Here is a 17,127-nt window from a genome sequence, read left to right on the forward strand (position 1 = left end):
CCTGCGCTCCGCACTTTAAAGGCCAGCTAATGCTGGCCTTTTACTTTTCTGCCCTCGCTTAAACCCTCTGTATTTTTCCTGAATCCTCCCTCATTTGACGAAAAGTGAAACCGATTACATTTGCATATAAAGACTTTTATCGTTCAATTCGTCATGCGCTCAGGGAAGGCACATCATTTGTTACATAACACTTCAGATTAAGCTTATTTTTAACCATAACGTTGGCTTTAGTCGCCATTAACTCTATGTTTTGTCGATTAGCACCCGGTTTTTAATCAACAGCATCAGTGTAACCGATTACATAGCTGTGATTATCATCACACACTTTTGCCCGCCGCTGGCCTACCCTTATTAGCGTCAAATCTGAATAATCCACCTGGAGGGCGTTATGCCTGACTATCAAAAACAAAAGCGTTCCAATAAGAGCATGACCTTTTTTGTCTGCTTCCTGGCGGCGCTCGCCGGGCTGCTGTTTGGCCTTGATATCGGCGTGATTGCCGGTGCCCTGCCGTTTATCGCTAAAGATTTCCAGATTACTTCCCACACTCAGGAATGGGTCGTTAGCTCAATGATGTTCGGCGCAGCCGTCGGCGCGGTCGGCAGCGGCTGGCTCTCCTTCAAACTGGGCCGCAAATACAGCCTGATGATTGGCGCGGTGCTGTTTGTCGTAGGCTCTCTTTGCTCAGCCTTTGCGCCCAATACCGAAGTATTAATCGTCTCACGCGTATTGCTTGGCCTGGCGGTAGGCGTTGCGTCCTACACCGCACCGCTGTACTTGTCAGAAATAGCGCCGGAAAAAATACGCGGTAGCATGATTTCGATGTACCAGTTGATGATTACCATCGGTATTCTCGGCGCTTATCTTTCAGATACGGCGTTCAGCTACACCGAGTCCTGGCGCTGGATGCTGGGCGTGATAACCCTTCCTGCCCTGCTGTTGCTGGTTGGCGTATTTTTCCTGCCGGACAGCCCGCGCTGGTTCGCCGCTAAACGCCGCTTCCACGATGCCGAACGCGTGCTGCTGCGCCTGCGAGACACCAGCGCAGAAGCGAAAAAAGAGCTGGAAGAAATTCGCGAAAGCCTGAAGGTAAAACAGAGCGGCTGGGCGCTATTTAAAGACAACTCCAACTTCCGCCGCGCGGTATTCCTCGGCGTTCTGTTGCAGGTAATGCAGCAGTTCACCGGCATGAACGTCATCATGTATTACGCGCCGAAGATCTTCGAAATCGCCGGTTTTGCGAATACCACCCAGCAAATGTGGGGCACCGTCATCGTCGGCCTGATTAACGTCCTGGCGACCTTTATTGCCATTGGTCTGGTTGACCGCTGGGGCCGTAAACCTACGCTGGTTCTGGGCTTCCTGGTCATGGCCGTGGGTATGGGCGTGCTGGGCACGATGATGCACATCGGCATTCACTCCCAGGGTGCACAATACTTCGCTATTGCCATGCTGCTGATGTTTATCGTTGGTTTTGCTATGAGCGCTGGCCCGCTGATTTGGGTACTGTGTTCCGAAATCCAGCCGCTGAAAGGCCGCGATTTCGGTATCACCTGCTCCACCGCCACCAACTGGATTGCCAACATGATTGTCGGGGCTACTTTCCTGACCATGCTGAATACGCTGGGCAACGCCAACACCTTCTGGGTTTACGGGGCGCTCAACCTGTTCTTTATTGTCCTGACCCTGTGGCTGATTCCGGAAACCAAGCATGTCTCTCTGGAGCACATTGAACGTAACCTGATGAAAGGCCGTAAGTTGCGCGAGATTGGCGCCCACAACTAAGTTTTACCTGCCCCTCTCCTCCACGAGAGGGGCTTGCACCTTGCCTCCACCCACTTTATTCTCTGCCGCTATGAAAGCCCCCCGACTCCCCATTGCCATTCAGCAGGCCGTTATGCGCTGCCTGCGAGAAAAACTCCAGCAGGCGAACTCGCATCTGGGCCGTAGCTACCCCGAGCCCAAAGTGGTGTATCAGCAGCGTGGAACCGCGGCAGGTACCGCGTGGCTCGAAAGCTATGAAATCCGCCTCAATCCCGTTTTGCTGATGGAAAACCAGCAGGCTTTTGTTGAGGAAGTGGTGCCTCATGAGCTTGCTCACCTGCTGGTCTGGAAGCATTTTGGCCGCGTCGCGCCGCACGGCAAAGAGTGGAAGTGGATGATGGAAACCGTGCTCGGCGTTCCGGCTCGCCGCACCCACCAGTTTGAAGTCGAGTCGGTACGCAAGAACACCTTCCCCTATCGTTGCCCCTGCCAGCAGCATCAACTCACCGTGCGCCGCCATAACCGCGTGCTGCGCGGCGAAGCCGAATATCGTTGTACACGCTGTGGTCAATTGTTAAAGCCTGATGTTACAACTCACTGTAATTAATAACTATTCCAGAAAAATTTTCCGTCCTGACTGATTGAAACTGGATAAACGATCAGGTAGGGTGCGGACACGTTTTAGCAAGGATTCTGGAAATGTCTCGCAAATTTTCTTTGGCTGTTGCATTCGTTGCAGCCATCAGCTCTTTCTCCGCATTCAGCACGGGTATCAATAGCTTCTCACAGGCCAAAACGGCCGGCGTTAAGGTTAATGCCGACGCACCGGGCGATTTCTATTGCGGCTGCAAAATTAGCTGGCAGGGTAAAAAAGGCGTCCCCGATCTTGAATCGTGCGGGTATAAGGTGCGGAAAAATGAAAACCGCGCCACGCGTATTGAATGGGAACACGTCATGCCGGCCTGGCAGTTCGGCCACCTGCTGCAATGCTGGCAGGATGGCGGGCGTAAAAACTGCGGTAAAGACCCGGTATACCGCAAGATTGAAAGCGATATGCACAACCTGCAACCCGCAGTCGGCGAGGTGAACGCCGACAGAAATAACTTTATGTACAGCCAGTGGAACGGCGGCGAAGGCCAGTACGGCCAGTGCGCAATGAAGGTTGATTTTAAAGATAAAGTTGCCGAGCCGCCGGAACGCGCACGCGGCGCCATCGCCCGCACCTACTTCTACATGCGTGACCAGTACCAGCTCTCACTTTCACGCCAGCAGACCCAACTGTTCCAGGCCTGGGATAAGCGCTATCCGGTCACCGACTGGGAATGCGAACGCGACGAGCGTATTGCCAAAGTTCAGGGTAACCATAACCCATATGTGCTGCGGGCTTGCCAGGCGCGAAACAGCTAACCTACACTAGCGGTCATCTTCTATTACCGTGCAATCTTGCCTCTCTTTGCATAGAGAGGCTGAAACATGTTTGCCTCTGCATTCGGATCTTATAAACCATGCGTATACCCCGCATCCATCACCCTGAGCCCCTTTCCGTCGGCGAGGATATTGCGCTGTGCGAAGACGCCGCTAACCACGTTGGCCGCGTACTGCGCATGGGCGCCGGGCAGGCCGTTCAGCTGTTCGACGGCAGTAACCAGGTATTTGACGCTGAGATAGTTCAGGCGGATAAAAAAACCGTTCGAGTGAAAGTGCTTGCCGCCAGCGAGGACGACCGCGAATCGCCGCTCTGGCTGCATTTGGGCCAGGTGATGTCGCGTGGAGAAAAGATGGAATTTACCATCCAGAAAGCCGTCGAGCTGGGCGTCAACGTGATTACCCCATTGTTTTCCGAACGCTGTGGGGTAAAACTGGATGCCGAAAGGTTGAATAAAAAGCTTCAGCAGTGGCAGAAAATCGCCATCGCCGCCTGCGAACAGTGTGGCCGCAACCGGGTGCCTGAAGTACGCCCTGCGATGGAGCTGGACGCCTGGTGCGCCGAGCAAGATGACGCGCTGAAGCTCAACCTGCACCCGCGCGCCAGCGCCAGTATTAATACCCTGCCGCAGCCCGTAGAGCGGGTACGCCTGCTGATTGGCCCGGAGGGCGGCTTAACCGCCGATGAGATTGCCATGACCGCGAACCATCAATTTACTGATATTCTGTTGGGACCGCGCGTTCTGCGTACTGAGACCACCGCGCTCACCGCCATTACCGCCTTGCAGGTGCGCTTTGGCGACCTGGGCTAAAGGAGAACAACAATGATCAAGCTCGGCATCGTGATGGACCCCATCGCACACATCAACATCAAAAAAGACTCCAGCTTCGCTATGCTGCTGGAAGCGCAGCGTCGCGGCTATGAGCTGCACTATATGGAAATGGCCGACCTGTATCTGAACAACGGCGAAGCGCGCGCCCGCACCCGGCTGCTTAGCGTCGAGCAAAACTACGATAAATGGTACGAGTTCGGCACCGAGCAGGACATCGCCCTGGCCGACCTGAACGTTGTCCTGATGCGCAAAGATCCGCCGTTCGATACCGAATTTATCTATGCCACCTACATCCTTGAGCGCGCTGAAGAAAAAGGCACCCTCATCGTCAACAAGCCGCAGAGCCTGCGCGACTGTAACGAAAAGCTGTTCACCGCCTGGTTTGCTGATCTGACCCCGGAAACGCTGGTCACCCGTAACAAGGCGCAGCTTAAAGCCTTCTGGCAGCAGCACGGCGACATCATCATGAAACCGCTGGACGGCATGGGCGGCGCGTCTATATTCCGCGTGAAGCAGGATGACCCAAATATCGGCGTGATTGCAGAAACGCTGACAGAGCTGGGCAGCCGCTACTGCATGGCGCAGAATTACCTGCCGGCGATTAAAGACGGCGACAAACGCGTACTGGTAGTGGACGGCGAGCCGGTTCCATACTGCCTGGCACGTATTCCGCAGGGTGGCGAAACTCGCGGTAACCTGGCCGCAGGTGGCCGCGGCGAACCTCGCCCGCTGACCGAAAGCGACTGGGAAATCGCCCGCCGCGTTGGGCCAACATTGAAAGCGAAGGGCCTGATTTTTGTTGGCCTGGATATCATCGGCGACCGCCTGACCGAAATTAACGTCACCAGCCCGACCTGCATTCGCGAAATCGAAGCGGAGTTCCCGGTTTCTATTACCGGCATGCTGTTTGACGCCATCGAAAAGCGCCTGGCTAACTAAGCGTGACGGCGGGCGCCTTGCCGCCCGCCGCTTAACTCGCTACGGCTCAGCGGCCGGCCGGGTAGCCCGCACTCCTTCATTAGTGATAAACTGACCACTCTTCGCGCATCCACTGCCGCTTTTTCAACCGGGATCAGAACCTCTGACAATGAATTTACAGCATCACTTTCTTATTGCCATGCCGGCTCTCCAGGACCCCTTATTTAAGCGCTCCGTAGTCTATATCTGCGAATACAACGATGAAGGCGCGATGGGGATTATCATCAATAAGCCGCTGGAAAACCTTCAGGTTGAAGGCGTTCTCGAAAAGCTGAAAATCGAACCTGAACCGCGCGACAGTAGTATTCGCCTCGACAAACCGGTGTTTATCGGCGGCCCGCTGGCGGAAGACCGCGGCTTTATTCTGCACTCTACGCCGGACTCGTTTGGCTCCAGCATTCGTATTTCAGACGACACGGTGATTACCACCTCTCGTGATGTGCTTGAGACGCTGGGCACCGCTAAGCAACCGAAAGAAGTGATGGTGGCACTGGGCTACTCTTCGTGGGAGAAAGGCCAGCTTGAGCAGGAGATTCTGGAGAATTCGTGGCTAACGGCCCCGGCAGCTCCGGAAATCCTGTTCCACACCCCGATAGCCGAACGCTGGCGCGAGGCCGCTCGCCTTATCGGTATAGACATCCACAATATGCCAAACGAAGCGGGGCACGCCTGATGAGCAGCGGAACCCTGATGGCCTTCGATTTTGGCACCAAAAGCATCGGCGTAGCCATTGGCCAGAGAATTACCGGCACCGCCCGCCCGTTAACCGCGCTAAAAGCTCAGGACGGCACGCCGGACTGGAACGCGGTAGAAAAAATTCTGAAAGAGTGGCAGCCGGAAGAAGTCGTGGTTGGCCTGCCGCTGAATATGGACGGCACCGAACAGCCGCTTACGGCGCGCGCACGTAAGTTCGCAAACCGCCTACACGGCCGCTTTGGCGTTAAGGTTTCATTGCAGGATGAGCGCCTGAGCACGGTAGAGGCTCGCGCCGGGCTGTTTGAGCACGGCGGTTTTCGTGCGCTGAACAAAGGCAGCATCGACTCGGCTTCCGCCGTTATCATTCTCGAAAGCTGGTTTGAATATAACCCTTAACGGGTTTACCTGTCGGGCGCGTCGTTACCTGCGCTCTGCAGTTCATGCCTCGCGGCAATTGCCAGAAAATGGCTGCGGTCCCGGTAGCCTGATGAAGGCTGCTTCACCCGGGAGTCAATACGCCGCAGCAGCGCGTCCGGCAGCATAATGTTTAGCCGCAGCTGCTTCCCTTCCAGCGCAGATAAATCCACATCGACCAGTAACCACTGGGTGCAGTAGGCGTAGTCCGGGTTTGCCGCATAAGCAAAAGGCCCGGCATCGCGGAGCTGAGTAATATCCTTTCCGCTCTCCACCATTAAATCGGCAATCGACAGCACCGCATCCTGCACCATCGGCGCAATATCAGCCTGGGTATCTGCCGCCGACACGCAGCCAAAATCATCGTTGCATAACGCGGGTACAACCAGGCCAAACGCTTCGTTTTCAGTTGCGGGTAACTCCACACCAACAGAAAAAAACATCATCAACCTCCGGCAGCGGCAGGCTAAATACCCGCCATTTTACGAATGGATTTGACAGTACCGATGGGCAAATCCTTTTTGGGATGAGGGATCGGGAACGTTTTTCCGGTATCAGGCGACCACCAGATCCAGTGGCTACCTCCCGAACGCCTGACGGGTTCACAACCTGCATCCTTCAATTCCTTTATCAGCTCAGCGGAAGTCATGCTGACCTCCAGAACGATAACCAAAATACACACTAATACACACAAAAGCAATAAAAGCGTTCAAAATATCTTCTCCCATAGCCCGCCGACTGCCCGGTCATCTTCAGCAATTTTTCCTTCACGCAGCCGCTGCGCCTCGCTTTGGGAAAAATTCTGCATGCCGTGCTGCTGGCCGGTTTGCAGCGCGCCCGGTAGCTGATGGGTTTTACCTTCGCGTATCAAATTAGCCACTGCCGGGGTGTTCACCAGCAGTTCGTACAGCGCCACCCTTCCGCCGCCGCTGGCGGCTACCAGTTTCTGCGCCAGCACCGCTTTCAGGCTGCCGGCAAGCTGGGTGCGAATCAGGCTTTTCTCTTCGGCCGGGAAAACGTCAACCAGCCTCTCAACCGCCTGCGTAGCTCCGCGTGTGTGCAGAGTGGCTAATACCAGATGCCCGGTTTCGGCAGCGGTAAGTGCGAGGCGAATGGTTTCGCTGTCCCGCAGTTCACCCAGCAGGATAACGTCGGGATCTTCCCTCAGAGCGGCCTTAAGCCCGGCCGCAAAGTTCTCACAGTGGCTTCCTGGCTCGCGCTGCTGGATAAGGCATCTGGCGGAGGAGTGAATAAATTCAATCGGGTCTTCGAGCGTTAAAACATGGTAATCAGCGTGGTGATTCAGATGCTGGATCATTGCCGCAAGCGTGGTGGACTTGCCGCTCCCCGTCGCGCCGGTGACCAACACAAGCCCCTCCTGCTCCTGTAAAAGCCGGGCAACAAGCGCCGGAGTGCCAATCTCTTCGAGAGACGGGCAGGATGATGCCAGCAGGCGAAGCGCCAGAGAGTACCCCTCACGCTGGCGAAAAGCGTTAGCACGCAGGCGGAGACCGCTCTCAAGCGTGAGGGCAAAATCAAGCTGCCCTGTTTGTTCTAGCTGCCGCCGCTGCTCTTCGACAAGCCAGATATTAAGGAGCGACTCAACCTCAGGGGCCGCTTCCGGGCATAGCTCCAGCCTGCCACATCTTCGCCAGCGCGGCGGTTGACTCGCGCACAGGTGTAGATCGGAGACATTATGCTTTACACTAAGGGCCACAATTTCTTCGATATCCATATCACTCTCCAACGATCATGAATGAGATAGCGCACAATCTGGCACAGGTTCACGGGAAGATCTCAGCCGCTGCGGCACGCTGCGGCCGATCCCCCGAAGAAGTTACTCTGCTTGCAGTAAGCAAAACCAAGCCTGCGAGCGCCATCGCAGAAGCGATTGCGGCGGGGCATTCTGCCTTTGGCGAAAACTATGTTCAGGAAGGTGTGGATAAAATTCACCACTTTGCTGAGCAGGGCGTTGAAGGGCTGGAGTGGCACTTTATCGGGCCGTTGCAGTCGAATAAAAGTCGCCTGGTGGCGGAGAATTTTGACTGGTGCCATACCGTTGACCGGCTGCGTATTGCCAGCCGTTTAAGCGAGCAGCGCCCGCCAAACCTGCCGCCTTTAAATGTGCTGATTCAGGTAAATATCAGCGATGAGCAGAGCAAGTCCGGCATCGCGTTAAGCGAGCTGGAACAGCTGGCAGCAGAAGTCGCTGCCCTGCCGGGCCTGACGCTGCGGGGGCTGATGGCCATCCCGGCTCCGGAACCCGATTACGAGCGCCAGTTTGCCGTCTGCCGCCAGATGGCGGAGGCCTGCGAAGCGCTTAAACACCGTTACCCAACGGTAGATACATTATCTCTGGGCATGACCGATGACATGGAAGCCGCGATAGCCGCAGGCAGCACCATGGTGCGCATTGGAACCGCTATTTTCGGCGCGCGGGATTATTCCGCTCGTTAATCACCATCATTTTTGAGGAACACCATGCTAACGTTGACTTTCCTGGTCAAAACCCTGATTGAGCTTTACGTAATGGTGCTGCTTATCCGCATCTGGATGCAGTGGGCGCGCTGTGATTTCTACAATCCGTTTGCCCAATTTATTGTAAAAATTACCCAGCCCGTTATCGGGCCGCTGCGCCGTGTTATTCCGTCAATCGGGCCGATTGATACATCGTCCCTGCTGGTGGCTTTTATTCTCACCACGCTTAAGTACCCGATTCTGCTGCTGATTCAGTCCGGCGGCCTTTCGCTGGATCCGTTTAATTTAGTCATCGGCGTGCTGTCGCTGCTGAAATCCGCCGGTACGCTGGTATTTTGGGTGATTATTATCCGCTCTCTGATGAGCTGGATAAGCCAGGGCCGCAGCCCGGTTGAATATGTGCTGATGCAGTTGACCGAGCCGATGATGGCGCCAATCCGCCGTATTTTGCCTGCTATGGGCGGCATCGACTTCTCGGCAATGGTGGTCATTCTTATCCTCTATGCGCTGAACTACCTCGGTATGGATCTGTTCCCGGGTCTCTGGTACGCGCTTTGAGTCCAGTGACTCAACTGCCCGACGGGCTGGTGCTAAGGCTGTATATTCAGCCGAAGGCCAGCCGCGACAGCCTGGTTGGCGTGCATGGCGACGAATTAAAAGTCGCCATCACCGCTCCGCCGGTTGACGGGCAGGCCAATGCCCACCTGGTGAAGTTCCTCGCAAAGCAGTTCCGGGTCGCTAAAGGCCAGGTGGTGATAGAGAAAGGTGACCTTGGCCGCCATAAACAAGTTAAAATTATTGGCCCGCAGCAAATCCCGACGGAAGTCGCGGCATTGATTGAACCCCTCGAATAAATACAGGATTCGCTATGCAAAAAGTCGTATTAGCTACCGGGAACGCCGGTAAAGTGCGTGAACTCGCCAGCCTGCTGGCGGATTTTGGCCTCGACGTGGTGGCACAAACCGAGCTGAACGTAGAGTCGGTGGAAGAGACCGGACTGACCTTTATTGAGAACGCCATTCTGAAGGCTCGCCACGCGGCTAAAGTTACCGGGCTACCGGCGCTTGCCGACGACTCCGGCCTGGCGGTGGACGCGCTGGGCGGCGCGCCGGGCATTTATTCCGCACGCTATGCGGGTGAAGAGGCAACCGACCAGCAGAATCTTGAGAAGCTGCTGGTTGCCCTGAAAGATGTACCCGACGATGAACGCCAGGCTCAGTTCCACTGCGTGCTGGTGTATATGCGCCACGCCGAAGACCCAACGCCGCTGGTGTTCCACGGCAGCTGGCCGGGCGTTATCGCCCAGACATCGGCAGGCCAGGGCGGCTTTGGCTACGATCCTATTTTCTATGTTCCGTCCGCAGGTAAAACGGCGGCGGAGCTGACCCGCGAAGAAAAGAGCGCGATTTCCCATCGTGGGCAAGCGCTGAAACTGTTACTGGAAGCAATGCGTAATGGCTAATTTGCCACCCCTGAGTCTCTACATTCACATCCCCTGGTGCGTACAGAAGTGCCCGTACTGTGACTTCAACTCCCACGCGCTAAAGGGCGACGTGCCGCACGAAGAATACGTTGGCCATCTGCTACGTGACCTGGACTGCGATGTGCCGCTGGCACAAGGGCGTGAAATAAAGACCATTTTTATCGGTGGCGGTACGCCAAGCCTGCTCTCCAGCGAGGCCATGCAGATGTTGCTGGACGGCGTTCGTTCGCGCTTAAAACTGGCAGATGACGCGGAAATCACCATGGAAGCCAACCCCGGCACGGTAGAAGCCGACCGCTTTGTTGGCTACCAGAAAGCGGGCGTGAACCGAATTTCCATCGGCGTGCAGAGCTTCAGCGAGCCGAAACTAAAACGCCTCGGGCGCATTCACGACTCAGGTGAAGCGAAAAGAGCGGCAAACCTTGCCAGCGGTCTCGGCCTGCGCAGCTTTAACCTGGACCTGATGCACGGCCTGCCGGACCAGTCTCTGGAAGAAGCACTGGACGATTTGCGCCAGGCGATTGAACTGAATCCCCCACACCTTTCCTGGTATCAGCTGACGATTGAACCGAATACGCTGTTTAGCTCACGGCCGCCAAAATTGCCGGATGACGATGCGCTGTGGGATATCTTCGAGCAGGGCGATAAGCTGCTAACCGCTGCGGGCTACCGGCAATATGAAACCTCGGCCTATGCAAAACCGGGTTACCAGTGCCAGCACAACCTGAATTACTGGCGCTTTGGTGACTATCTCGGCATCGGCTGCGGCGCTCACGGCAAAGTGACGTTCCCGGATGGGCGTATTATGCGTACCGCCAAAACTCGCCATCCTCGCGGCTATATGGAAGGGAAATATCTCGATCGCCAGCACGACGTGGCGCTGGAAGATAAGCCGTTTGAGTTCTTTATGAACCGCTTCCGCCTGCTGGAAGCTGCGCCTCGCAGCGAATTCACGCTGTATACCGGGCTGGATGAAGCGACAATTCGCCCGCAGCTGGATGAGGCGATGGCGAAAAACTATATGACTGAAACGGATGAGTACTGGCAGATAACCGAGCACGGGAAGCTGTTTTTAAACTCCCTGCTTGAACTGTTCCTTGCCGAGTAACCTCTTCCTGTGATGCCCTGGCTGGACGGCCAGGGCGGGCGTACGGATCAGTACTGGTTAAACATTTCCTGAATTTGCTTCGGATCTTTGGTTTTAGTCAGCGCCAGCTGCAACAGCACGCGGGCTTTTTGCGGGTTCAGCGAACCAGAGGCGACAAAACCATACTTCCCATCATCCACTTCCGCATCACGGGTGGTGTAACCTGTCGGCACTCGCGATGAGCGAACCACAACGGTCCCCTCGTGCGCGGCGGTCGCAAGAGTATCGAACACGGTCTTATACAGGTTACCGTTGCCCACACCGGCGCTAACGATCCCTTCATAGCCAGCGTCCACCAGCGCTTTCACCGGCAGGTCAGAGGCATTAGCATAGTTATAGATAATACCCACCTTCGGCAGCTCGCTCAGCGTCGATACGTCAAACGGCGTGGACGTTGTGTGCTTACGCGCCGGAGTGCGTTGATAGTCAATTTTGCCATTATGGATATAGCCCAGCGGACCAAAGTTGACTGACTTGAACGTCGCAACATCCGTAGTACTGGTTTTGGTGACGTCACGCCCATCCAGCACGGTATCATTCATTACGACCATCACCCCACGGTTGGCAGACTGCGGGTCAACGGCCGCGACCACCGCGTTATAGAGGTTAAATGGGCCATCGGCGCTCATCGAGGTCGACGGACGCATCGCGCCTACCAGAACCACCGGCTTATTACATTTCACCGTGAGATCGAGGAAATAGGCGGTTTCCTCCATCGTGTCCGTACCGTGGGTAATAACAAATCCATCGGTTTTATCGCAGTCGGTGTTAATTTTCTTCGCCAGCGTCAGCCAGACCCGATCGTTCATATCCTGCGAACCGATATTAACGACCTGCTCGCCCTTCACCACCGCCAGATCTTTTAGCTGCGGTACCGCGTTAACCAAATTCTCTACGCCGACTTTACCGGCGGTGTAATTAGATTTCGTTGCCGAATCACCGCCTCCGGCAATAGTGCCGCCGGTTGCCAAAATAGTGACATGAGGCAAAGCAAGGGCTGCACCGCTGAACCCCATAACTACTGTGAGAAGCGCCATTTTTCCAAAAAACTTCATTTTAATTCTCCAGTTATGTGAATTTGCCGCATTATCCCAGCATCAAAGATGAATAATGTGACTACAGCCCATTAACCAGATAAACGCTCTCTAATAATCACGATTATTAGATACAGAAACCAATAAAAGGAAAATATTAATAAATAGCAGGAAGCGGGATTCCATTTTTTATCTTTTGCGCTGACGGGAAAAAGTGTTGGTTCTTATATTGTCGATATGTCTGTTACAAAGCCATGCTTAGCGGATAAGCCAGGATAACTGAAAAGGCGGAGTTCAGTTCTGCGGGTAAACCGAACAGCCGCCATGTTGGAACCGGCCGGGAGAGAGCCGGCCTCTGGATTACTTAAGCCCGCTCACCAGCGCCTTGCGGCTCTGCTCGAGGGTGATCACGCGGTCACACACATCTTTACCGAACCTCTGAAAATCCGCTTCCTGATTATTCCACTCTTTCTGAATAGCGGTTTGCAGCCCGCCCAGGCTACCCAGCACGCCCTGCAACGGGTTACCGCCGCCCTTCAGAACCGCCTGCGCGCCCATTTCGTTAATGCTGTCCTGCAAAATCCCGCCCAGCGCCTGGTTCACCAGCTGCTGCCCATCCGCCCGCACCTGATCGATAGCTTTATAGTGGAAGGTCAAACCATCCTGGCGGCGTTCGATAATGCGATTCATCTGCTCTTTGAGCTGAGCATCCAGCTTGGTCAGACGGCCGCGCATGCTGCTGCTTTCGCCCACCTCTTTAGCAATAATGCCGTCCAGCGCGATGCGGCTTTTCTCCACCCGCGAGCGAGCGCCGTTATCGATCCACGGAAGATCCGCGCGCAGAGATTTCTGATAATTCAGCGCCTGTTGGCGTTGGGCGGCGTTCAGCGTTTTCTGCGCGCCGTTGAATTGAACGCTACCGTCAGGGGCAATAACCAGATTACCGTTCTCGCCAACGACCTGAACGGACTGCGGGCTGATAACCACGTCATCACGCGGGTTCACGCTGCACTGATAGTCTGCGTGCGCCGAGGCGGCGGTTACCAGCAGCGCGCCTAAAAGAAGCTTACGGATCATGTTTTCTCCTGAAAATTCAGCTCCTGAAAAAAAGGCCGGTTAATTAACCAGCCTGTTTTTTGCTAATGCTTAATCCCACCAGACGTCGAACAGATCGCTGATGCGAATATCTTCGAGCTTGCGCTCTTCAAGCCATTTACGAATTTGCGCCTGATGCTCTTCGGTGCATTTGCCTATCTCTTCCATGCACACCAGCCCTTCCCAGGCCAGATAACCGCTGCCGTCAAACGCCAGTTTGTTTGGCGCAATGACTTCGGCGATCAGCTCGTCCACGGTTTTATCAATTTGCTCTTCGGAAGTGCCCTCCGGGAAGCGCCAGGCAATAGAGAAACCCAGTTCCTGGAACTCTTCGATATGCATTTTCTTACGCAGACGACGGCTACGATTCTTTGCCATTATTTCACCCTCTCGAACATTAAGTCCCATACGCCGTGGCCAAGACGATGGCCACGTTGTTCAAATTTGGTCACCGGTCGCGTGTCCGGACGCGGTACGTAGTCGTTGCTCTCCGATTGGTTTTTATACCCTTCGATAGAGGACATCACTTCGAGCATATGTTCGGCATAAGGTTCCCAGTCGGTTGCCATATGGAACACGCCGCCCAGCTTCAGCTTGCGTTTCACCAGGTCGGCAAACGGAGCCTGAACGATACGGCGTTTATTATGGCGCGCTTTGTGCCATGGATCAGGGAAAAACAGCTGAACCATGGTCAGAGAATTGTCAGGAATCATGTTTTCCAGCACTTCTACCGCATCGTGGCACATTACGCGCAGGTTCTCTACGCCAGCTTCATGCGCGGTGCTCAGGCAGGCGCCCACGCCCGGCGAGTGCACTTCAATTCCGAGGTAGTTGTGCATCGGGTTCGCCTGCGCCATCGCCACCAGCGAAGTTCCCATACCAAAGCCTATCTCCAGCGTGACCGGCGCTTCACGGCCAAACAGGGTGCCAAAATCGGCTGGTTCGGCCTGGAACTCAACGCCCATCACCGGCCAGTAGTTATCCAGCGCATGCTGCTGGCCCTTCGTCAGACGCCCCTGGCGACGAACAAAGCTGCGGATACGGCGCAGCACGCGGCCTTCTTCATTAAATTCCGGTGAAATGACGTCATTCTTCATGATTTCGTTAACGCTTCGCTTAGTGTTCGGGAAACGGGCATTATCCAAAGTTAAGCATGAGAAGCAAGCACAGGAAAGTTCCGGTTTACAGCTTTAACGCTCTGTGCTGGAATCGGCAGCCTTATTCACCCTTTGCCGGATGCCCAGCATTGACGATGCAAGCGCCTCAATTTGCCCAACAGGTACTCGACTGGTACCACAAGTATGGGCGCAAAACTCTGCCGTGGCAGCAGGAAAAAACGCCTTATAAAGTCTGGCTCTCGGAAGTGATGCTGCAACAAACGCAGGTCGCGACGGTTATCCCCTACTTTGAACGCTTTATGGCGCGCTTCCCAACCGTTACCGACCTCGCCAACGCTCCGCTGGATGAGGTGCTGCACCTGTGGACCGGCCTGGGCTATTACGCTCGTGCGCGCAATCTGCACAAAGCCGCGCAGCAGGTTGCCGATAAACACGGTGGCGTGTTCCCGGAAACCTATGACGAAGTAGCCGACCTCCCGGGCGTTGGGCGTTCTACAGCCGGAGCGATTCTTTCGCTTTCGCTGGGTAAACACTTCCCCATTCTGGACGGCAACGTTAAGCGCGTTTTGGCTCGCTGCTATACCGTTTCGGGCTGGCCGGGCAAAAAAGATGTTGAAAAACGCCTGTGGGAAATCAGCGAGCAGGTAACGCCGGCCAAAGGCGTTAGCCAGTTTAACCAGGCGATGATGGACCTGGGGGCGATGGTTTGCACTCGCTCAAAACCGAAATGCGAGCTTTGCCCCCTGAGCAACGGCTGCATGGCTTACGCCAACCATAGCTGGGCCAACTATCCCGGCAAAAAACCTAAGGTTACGCTGCCCGAGCGCACTGGCTATATGTTAATGATGCAACAGGGCGACGAGGTCTTCCTCGCTCAGCGCCCTGCCGTGGGCCTGTGGGGCGGGCTGTTCTGCTTCCCGCAATTTACGGACGAGCAGGCGCTGCATAACTGGCTGGAACAGCGGGGAATTCCATCGGATAATCTCACCCAGCTAACCGCCTTCCGCCATACTTTCAGCCATTTCCATTTGGATATTGTGCCTATGTGGCTTCCGGTGTCGTCGCCGGGCGGCTGCATGGATGAAGGAGCGGCTCTCTGGTATAACTTAGCCCAGCCGCCATCCGTCGGACTGGCTGCTCCCGTGGAGCGCCTGTTACAACAATTACGCGTCGAACCGGTCGCTATAGCGCCCGTCCGAGCCGCAGAAGAGGATTAATAATGAGCAGAACTATTTTTTGTACTTACCTGCAGCGCGATGCTGAAGGCCAGGATTTCCAGCTCTACCCTGGCGAGCTGGGCAAGCGAATCTATAACGAAATCTCTAAAGAAGCCTGGGCGCTGTGGCAGACTAAACAGACGATGCTTATCAACGAAAGAAAGATGAGCATGATGAACCCGGAACACCGTAAAGAGCTGGAAAACGAGATGGTCAACTTCCTGTTTGAAGGGAAAGACGTCCACATCGAAGGCTTTACCCCGCCGGAAAAACAGTAACCGTCGGCCTCTTTTTGCAAACACAACACGCATACACGGAATGATGAAAAAACTTCTCGCGCTGGCCCTCGTGGCTCCGTTACTCATCTCCTGTTCCAGTAAAAGAGACGGTGATTCTTATAACGAAGCTTATATAAAGGACACCAACGGGTTTGATATTTTGATGGGGCAATTTGCTAACAACATCGAAAATATCTGGGGCATGAAAGAGGTGCTGATCGCCGGTCCTAAAGACTATGTCAAATATACCGATCAGTACCTGACCCGCAGCCACATTAACTTCGACGAAGGTACGATTACCGTTGAAACCATTGCGGGAACTGACCCGGCTGCGCACCTGCGCCAGGCCATCATTACCACCCTGCTGATGGGCGACGATCCGGGTTCTATCGACCTCTATTCCGACGCCAACGACGTGCTTATCTCCAAAGAGCCATTCCTTTACGGACAGGTGGTGGACAACACCGGGCAGCCTATTCGCTGGGAAGGTCGCGCGTCGAAATTTGCCGACTACCTGCTAAAAACTCGTCTTCAGAGCCGCAGTACCGGCCTGAAAATCGTGTATAGCGTTACCATTAACCTGGTGCCAAACCACCTCGATAAACGTGCCCATAAATACATCGGCATGGTGCGCAAAGCCTCGAAGAAATACGGCGTGGATGAGTCGCTGATTCTGGCAATCATGCAGACCGAATCGAGCTTTAACCCTTATGCGGTGAGCCACGCGGACGCACTGGGCCTGATGCAGGTTGTTCAGCACAGCGCCGGGGTAGATGTGTTTAAAGCGCAGGGGAAATGGGGTAAACCGAGCCGCAGCTATCTGTTCGATCCGGAGAGCAACATCGATACCGGCACCGCTTACCTGGCGATTTTGCAGAACAGCTATCTGGGGCAGATTGATAACCCGACCTCACGCCGCTATGCGGTGATTACCGCCTATAACGGCGGCGCGGGCAGCGTGCTTAGAGTGTTCTCAAACGATAAGACTCAGGCGTTTAATCTGATCAACAGCATGGATCCGGGCGACGTTTACCAGACGCTGACCACACGCCATCCTTCTGCTGAGTCTCGCCATTATCTTTATAAGGTGAATACCGCGCAGAAGAGCTACCGTCGGCGATAGTCCAGAACGTTACCCTCACCCTAACCCTCTCCCTAAAAGGGAGAGG

Annotated in this window: 22 protein-coding genes; 15 read left to right on the top strand and 7 right to left on the bottom strand. The window is 55.0% G+C overall.

From position 1 onward, the window contains the following. Positions 1–388 precede the first annotated feature (388 nt). The 7 genes from HMPREF0201_RS17900 to ruvX all read left to right on the top strand — a co-directional run bounded on the left by HMPREF0201_RS17900 (position 389) and on the right by ruvX (position 6,090). Positions 389–1,783: a sugar porter family MFS transporter gene (locus tag HMPREF0201_RS17900; protein ID WP_016538157.1), complete on the top strand. Its 1,395-nt coding sequence runs from the start codon at positions 389–391 to the stop codon at positions 1,781–1,783. 70 nt (positions 1,784–1,853) lie between these two features. After that, positions 1,854–2,369, top strand: a complete 516-nt coding sequence (locus HMPREF0201_RS17905; RefSeq protein WP_071704115.1) for a SprT family zinc-dependent metalloprotease — start codon at positions 1,854–1,856, stop codon at positions 2,367–2,369. A gap of 92 nt (positions 2,370–2,461) precedes the next feature. Continuing rightward, complete coding sequence (gene endA, locus HMPREF0201_RS17910) at positions 2,462–3,169, top strand: deoxyribonuclease I (protein ID WP_016538159.1); 708 nt, start codon at positions 2,462–2,464, stop codon at positions 3,167–3,169. Between the two features lie 98 nt (positions 3,170–3,267). Then, positions 3,268–3,999 carry a 16S rRNA (uracil(1498)-N(3))-methyltransferase gene (gene rsmE, locus HMPREF0201_RS17915; protein WP_016538160.1) on the top strand — a complete coding sequence of 244 codons (732 nt, stop codon included), beginning with the start codon at positions 3,268–3,270 and terminating at the stop codon, positions 3,997–3,999. 12 nt (positions 4,000–4,011) lie between these two features. After that, complete coding sequence (gene gshB, locus HMPREF0201_RS17920) at positions 4,012–4,959, top strand: glutathione synthase (protein WP_016538161.1); 948 nt, start codon at positions 4,012–4,014, stop codon at positions 4,957–4,959. Positions 4,960–5,107: 148 nt separating this feature from the next. Next, complete coding sequence (locus HMPREF0201_RS17925) at positions 5,108–5,671, top strand: YqgE/AlgH family protein (protein ID WP_016538163.1); 564 nt, start codon at positions 5,108–5,110, stop codon at positions 5,669–5,671. Beyond that, the gene (ruvX, locus tag HMPREF0201_RS17930; protein ID WP_016538164.1) at positions 5,671–6,090 is read left to right on the top strand and encodes a Holliday junction resolvase RuvX; all 420 of its coding nucleotides are present in this window, start codon (positions 5,671–5,673) and stop codon (positions 6,088–6,090) included. Before HMPREF0201_RS17925 ends, ruvX begins: the two co-directional genes overlap by 1 nt. A 5-nt stretch (positions 6,091–6,095) precedes the next feature. On the opposite strand, the gene HMPREF0201_RS17935 is transcribed toward ruvX, so the two are convergent. From HMPREF0201_RS17935 to HMPREF0201_RS17945, 3 genes are read right to left on the bottom strand one after another with little or no spacing between them, the layout of a single operon-like run. Beyond that, positions 6,096–6,551, bottom strand: a complete 456-nt coding sequence (locus HMPREF0201_RS17935; RefSeq protein ID WP_039898815.1) for a type II toxin-antitoxin system HicB family antitoxin — start codon at positions 6,549–6,551, stop codon at positions 6,096–6,098. A 23-nt stretch (positions 6,552–6,574) separates the two neighbouring features. After that, entirely contained in the window at positions 6,575–6,757 is a 183-nt protein-coding gene (locus HMPREF0201_RS17940) for a type II toxin-antitoxin system HicA family toxin (protein ID WP_016538166.1), read from the bottom strand. 60 nt (positions 6,758–6,817) lie between these two features. Further along, positions 6,818–7,843 (bottom strand): type IV pilus twitching motility protein PilT, encoded by a 1,026-nt coding sequence (locus tag HMPREF0201_RS17945; RefSeq protein WP_016538167.1) that lies wholly within the window; start codon positions 7,841–7,843, stop codon positions 6,818–6,820. 17 nt (positions 7,844–7,860) lie between these two features. Here HMPREF0201_RS17945 and HMPREF0201_RS17950 point away from each other — a divergent pair, with 17 nt between their 5' ends. From HMPREF0201_RS17950 to hemW, 5 genes are read left to right on the top strand one after another with little or no spacing between them, the layout of a single operon-like run. Next, entirely contained in the window at positions 7,861–8,565 is a 705-nt protein-coding gene (locus HMPREF0201_RS17950; protein ID WP_016538168.1) for a YggS family pyridoxal phosphate-dependent enzyme, read from the top strand. Between the two features lie 24 nt (positions 8,566–8,589). Next, the gene (locus HMPREF0201_RS17955) at positions 8,590–9,144 is read left to right on the top strand and encodes a YggT family protein (protein WP_016538169.1); all 555 of its coding nucleotides are present in this window, start codon (positions 8,590–8,592) and stop codon (positions 9,142–9,144) included. Further along, entirely contained in the window at positions 9,141–9,440 is a 300-nt protein-coding gene (gene yggU / locus HMPREF0201_RS17960; protein WP_039898816.1) for a DUF167 family protein YggU, read from the top strand. The genes HMPREF0201_RS17955 and yggU overlap by 4 nt, the downstream gene beginning before the upstream one ends. Before the next feature lie 14 nt (positions 9,441–9,454). Continuing rightward, positions 9,455–10,048 (top strand): XTP/dITP diphosphatase, encoded by a 594-nt coding sequence (locus HMPREF0201_RS17965; protein ID WP_016538171.1) that lies wholly within the window; start codon positions 9,455–9,457, stop codon positions 10,046–10,048. Beyond that, a complete protein-coding gene (gene hemW, locus HMPREF0201_RS17970; RefSeq protein ID WP_016538172.1) occupies positions 10,041–11,177 on the top strand; it encodes a radical SAM family heme chaperone HemW in 1,137 nt (378 codons plus the stop codon). The genes HMPREF0201_RS17965 and hemW overlap by 8 nt, the downstream gene beginning before the upstream one ends. Positions 11,178–11,224: 47 nt before the next feature. Here the strand turns inward: hemW and ansB are convergent, their stop codons facing one another. From ansB to trmB, 4 genes are all read right to left on the bottom strand, one after another. After that, the gene (gene ansB / locus HMPREF0201_RS17975; protein ID WP_016538173.1) at positions 11,225–12,271 is read right to left on the bottom strand and encodes an L-asparaginase 2; all 1,047 of its coding nucleotides are present in this window, start codon (positions 12,269–12,271) and stop codon (positions 11,225–11,227) included. A gap of 339 nt (positions 12,272–12,610) precedes the next feature. Further along, positions 12,611–13,327: a YggN family protein gene (locus HMPREF0201_RS17980; protein ID WP_016538174.1), complete on the bottom strand. Its 717-nt coding sequence runs from the start codon at positions 13,325–13,327 to the stop codon at positions 12,611–12,613. Positions 13,328–13,396: 69 nt separating this feature from the next. Continuing rightward, complete coding sequence (locus HMPREF0201_RS17985; protein WP_016538175.1) at positions 13,397–13,723, bottom strand: YggL family protein; 327 nt, start codon at positions 13,721–13,723, stop codon at positions 13,397–13,399. Continuing rightward, complete coding sequence (gene trmB, locus HMPREF0201_RS17990) at positions 13,723–14,442, bottom strand: tRNA (guanosine(46)-N7)-methyltransferase TrmB (protein ID WP_016538176.1); 720 nt, start codon at positions 14,440–14,442, stop codon at positions 13,723–13,725. The genes HMPREF0201_RS17985 and trmB overlap by 1 nt, the downstream gene beginning before the upstream one ends. Positions 14,443–14,591: 149 nt before the next feature. Between trmB and mutY the strand changes: the two genes are divergently transcribed. From mutY to mltC, 3 genes are read left to right on the top strand one after another with little or no spacing between them, the layout of a single operon-like run. Beyond that, entirely contained in the window at positions 14,592–15,680 is a 1,089-nt protein-coding gene (mutY, locus tag HMPREF0201_RS17995; protein WP_039898818.1) for an A/G-specific adenine glycosylase, read from the top strand. 2 nt (positions 15,681–15,682) lie between these two features. Continuing rightward, a complete protein-coding gene (locus HMPREF0201_RS18000; protein ID WP_016538178.1) occupies positions 15,683–15,958 on the top strand; it encodes an oxidative damage protection protein in 276 nt (91 codons plus the stop codon). 43 nt (positions 15,959–16,001) lie between these two features. Next, complete coding sequence (mltC, locus tag HMPREF0201_RS18005; RefSeq protein ID WP_115586331.1) at positions 16,002–17,081, top strand: membrane-bound lytic murein transglycosylase MltC; 1,080 nt, start codon at positions 16,002–16,004, stop codon at positions 17,079–17,081. Positions 17,082–17,127 lie beyond the last annotated feature (46 nt).

Origin of the sequence: Cedecea davisae DSM 4568, assembly GCF_000412335.2 — a bacterium.
Lineage (GTDB): Bacteria > Pseudomonadota > Gammaproteobacteria > Enterobacterales > Enterobacteriaceae > Cedecea > Cedecea davisae.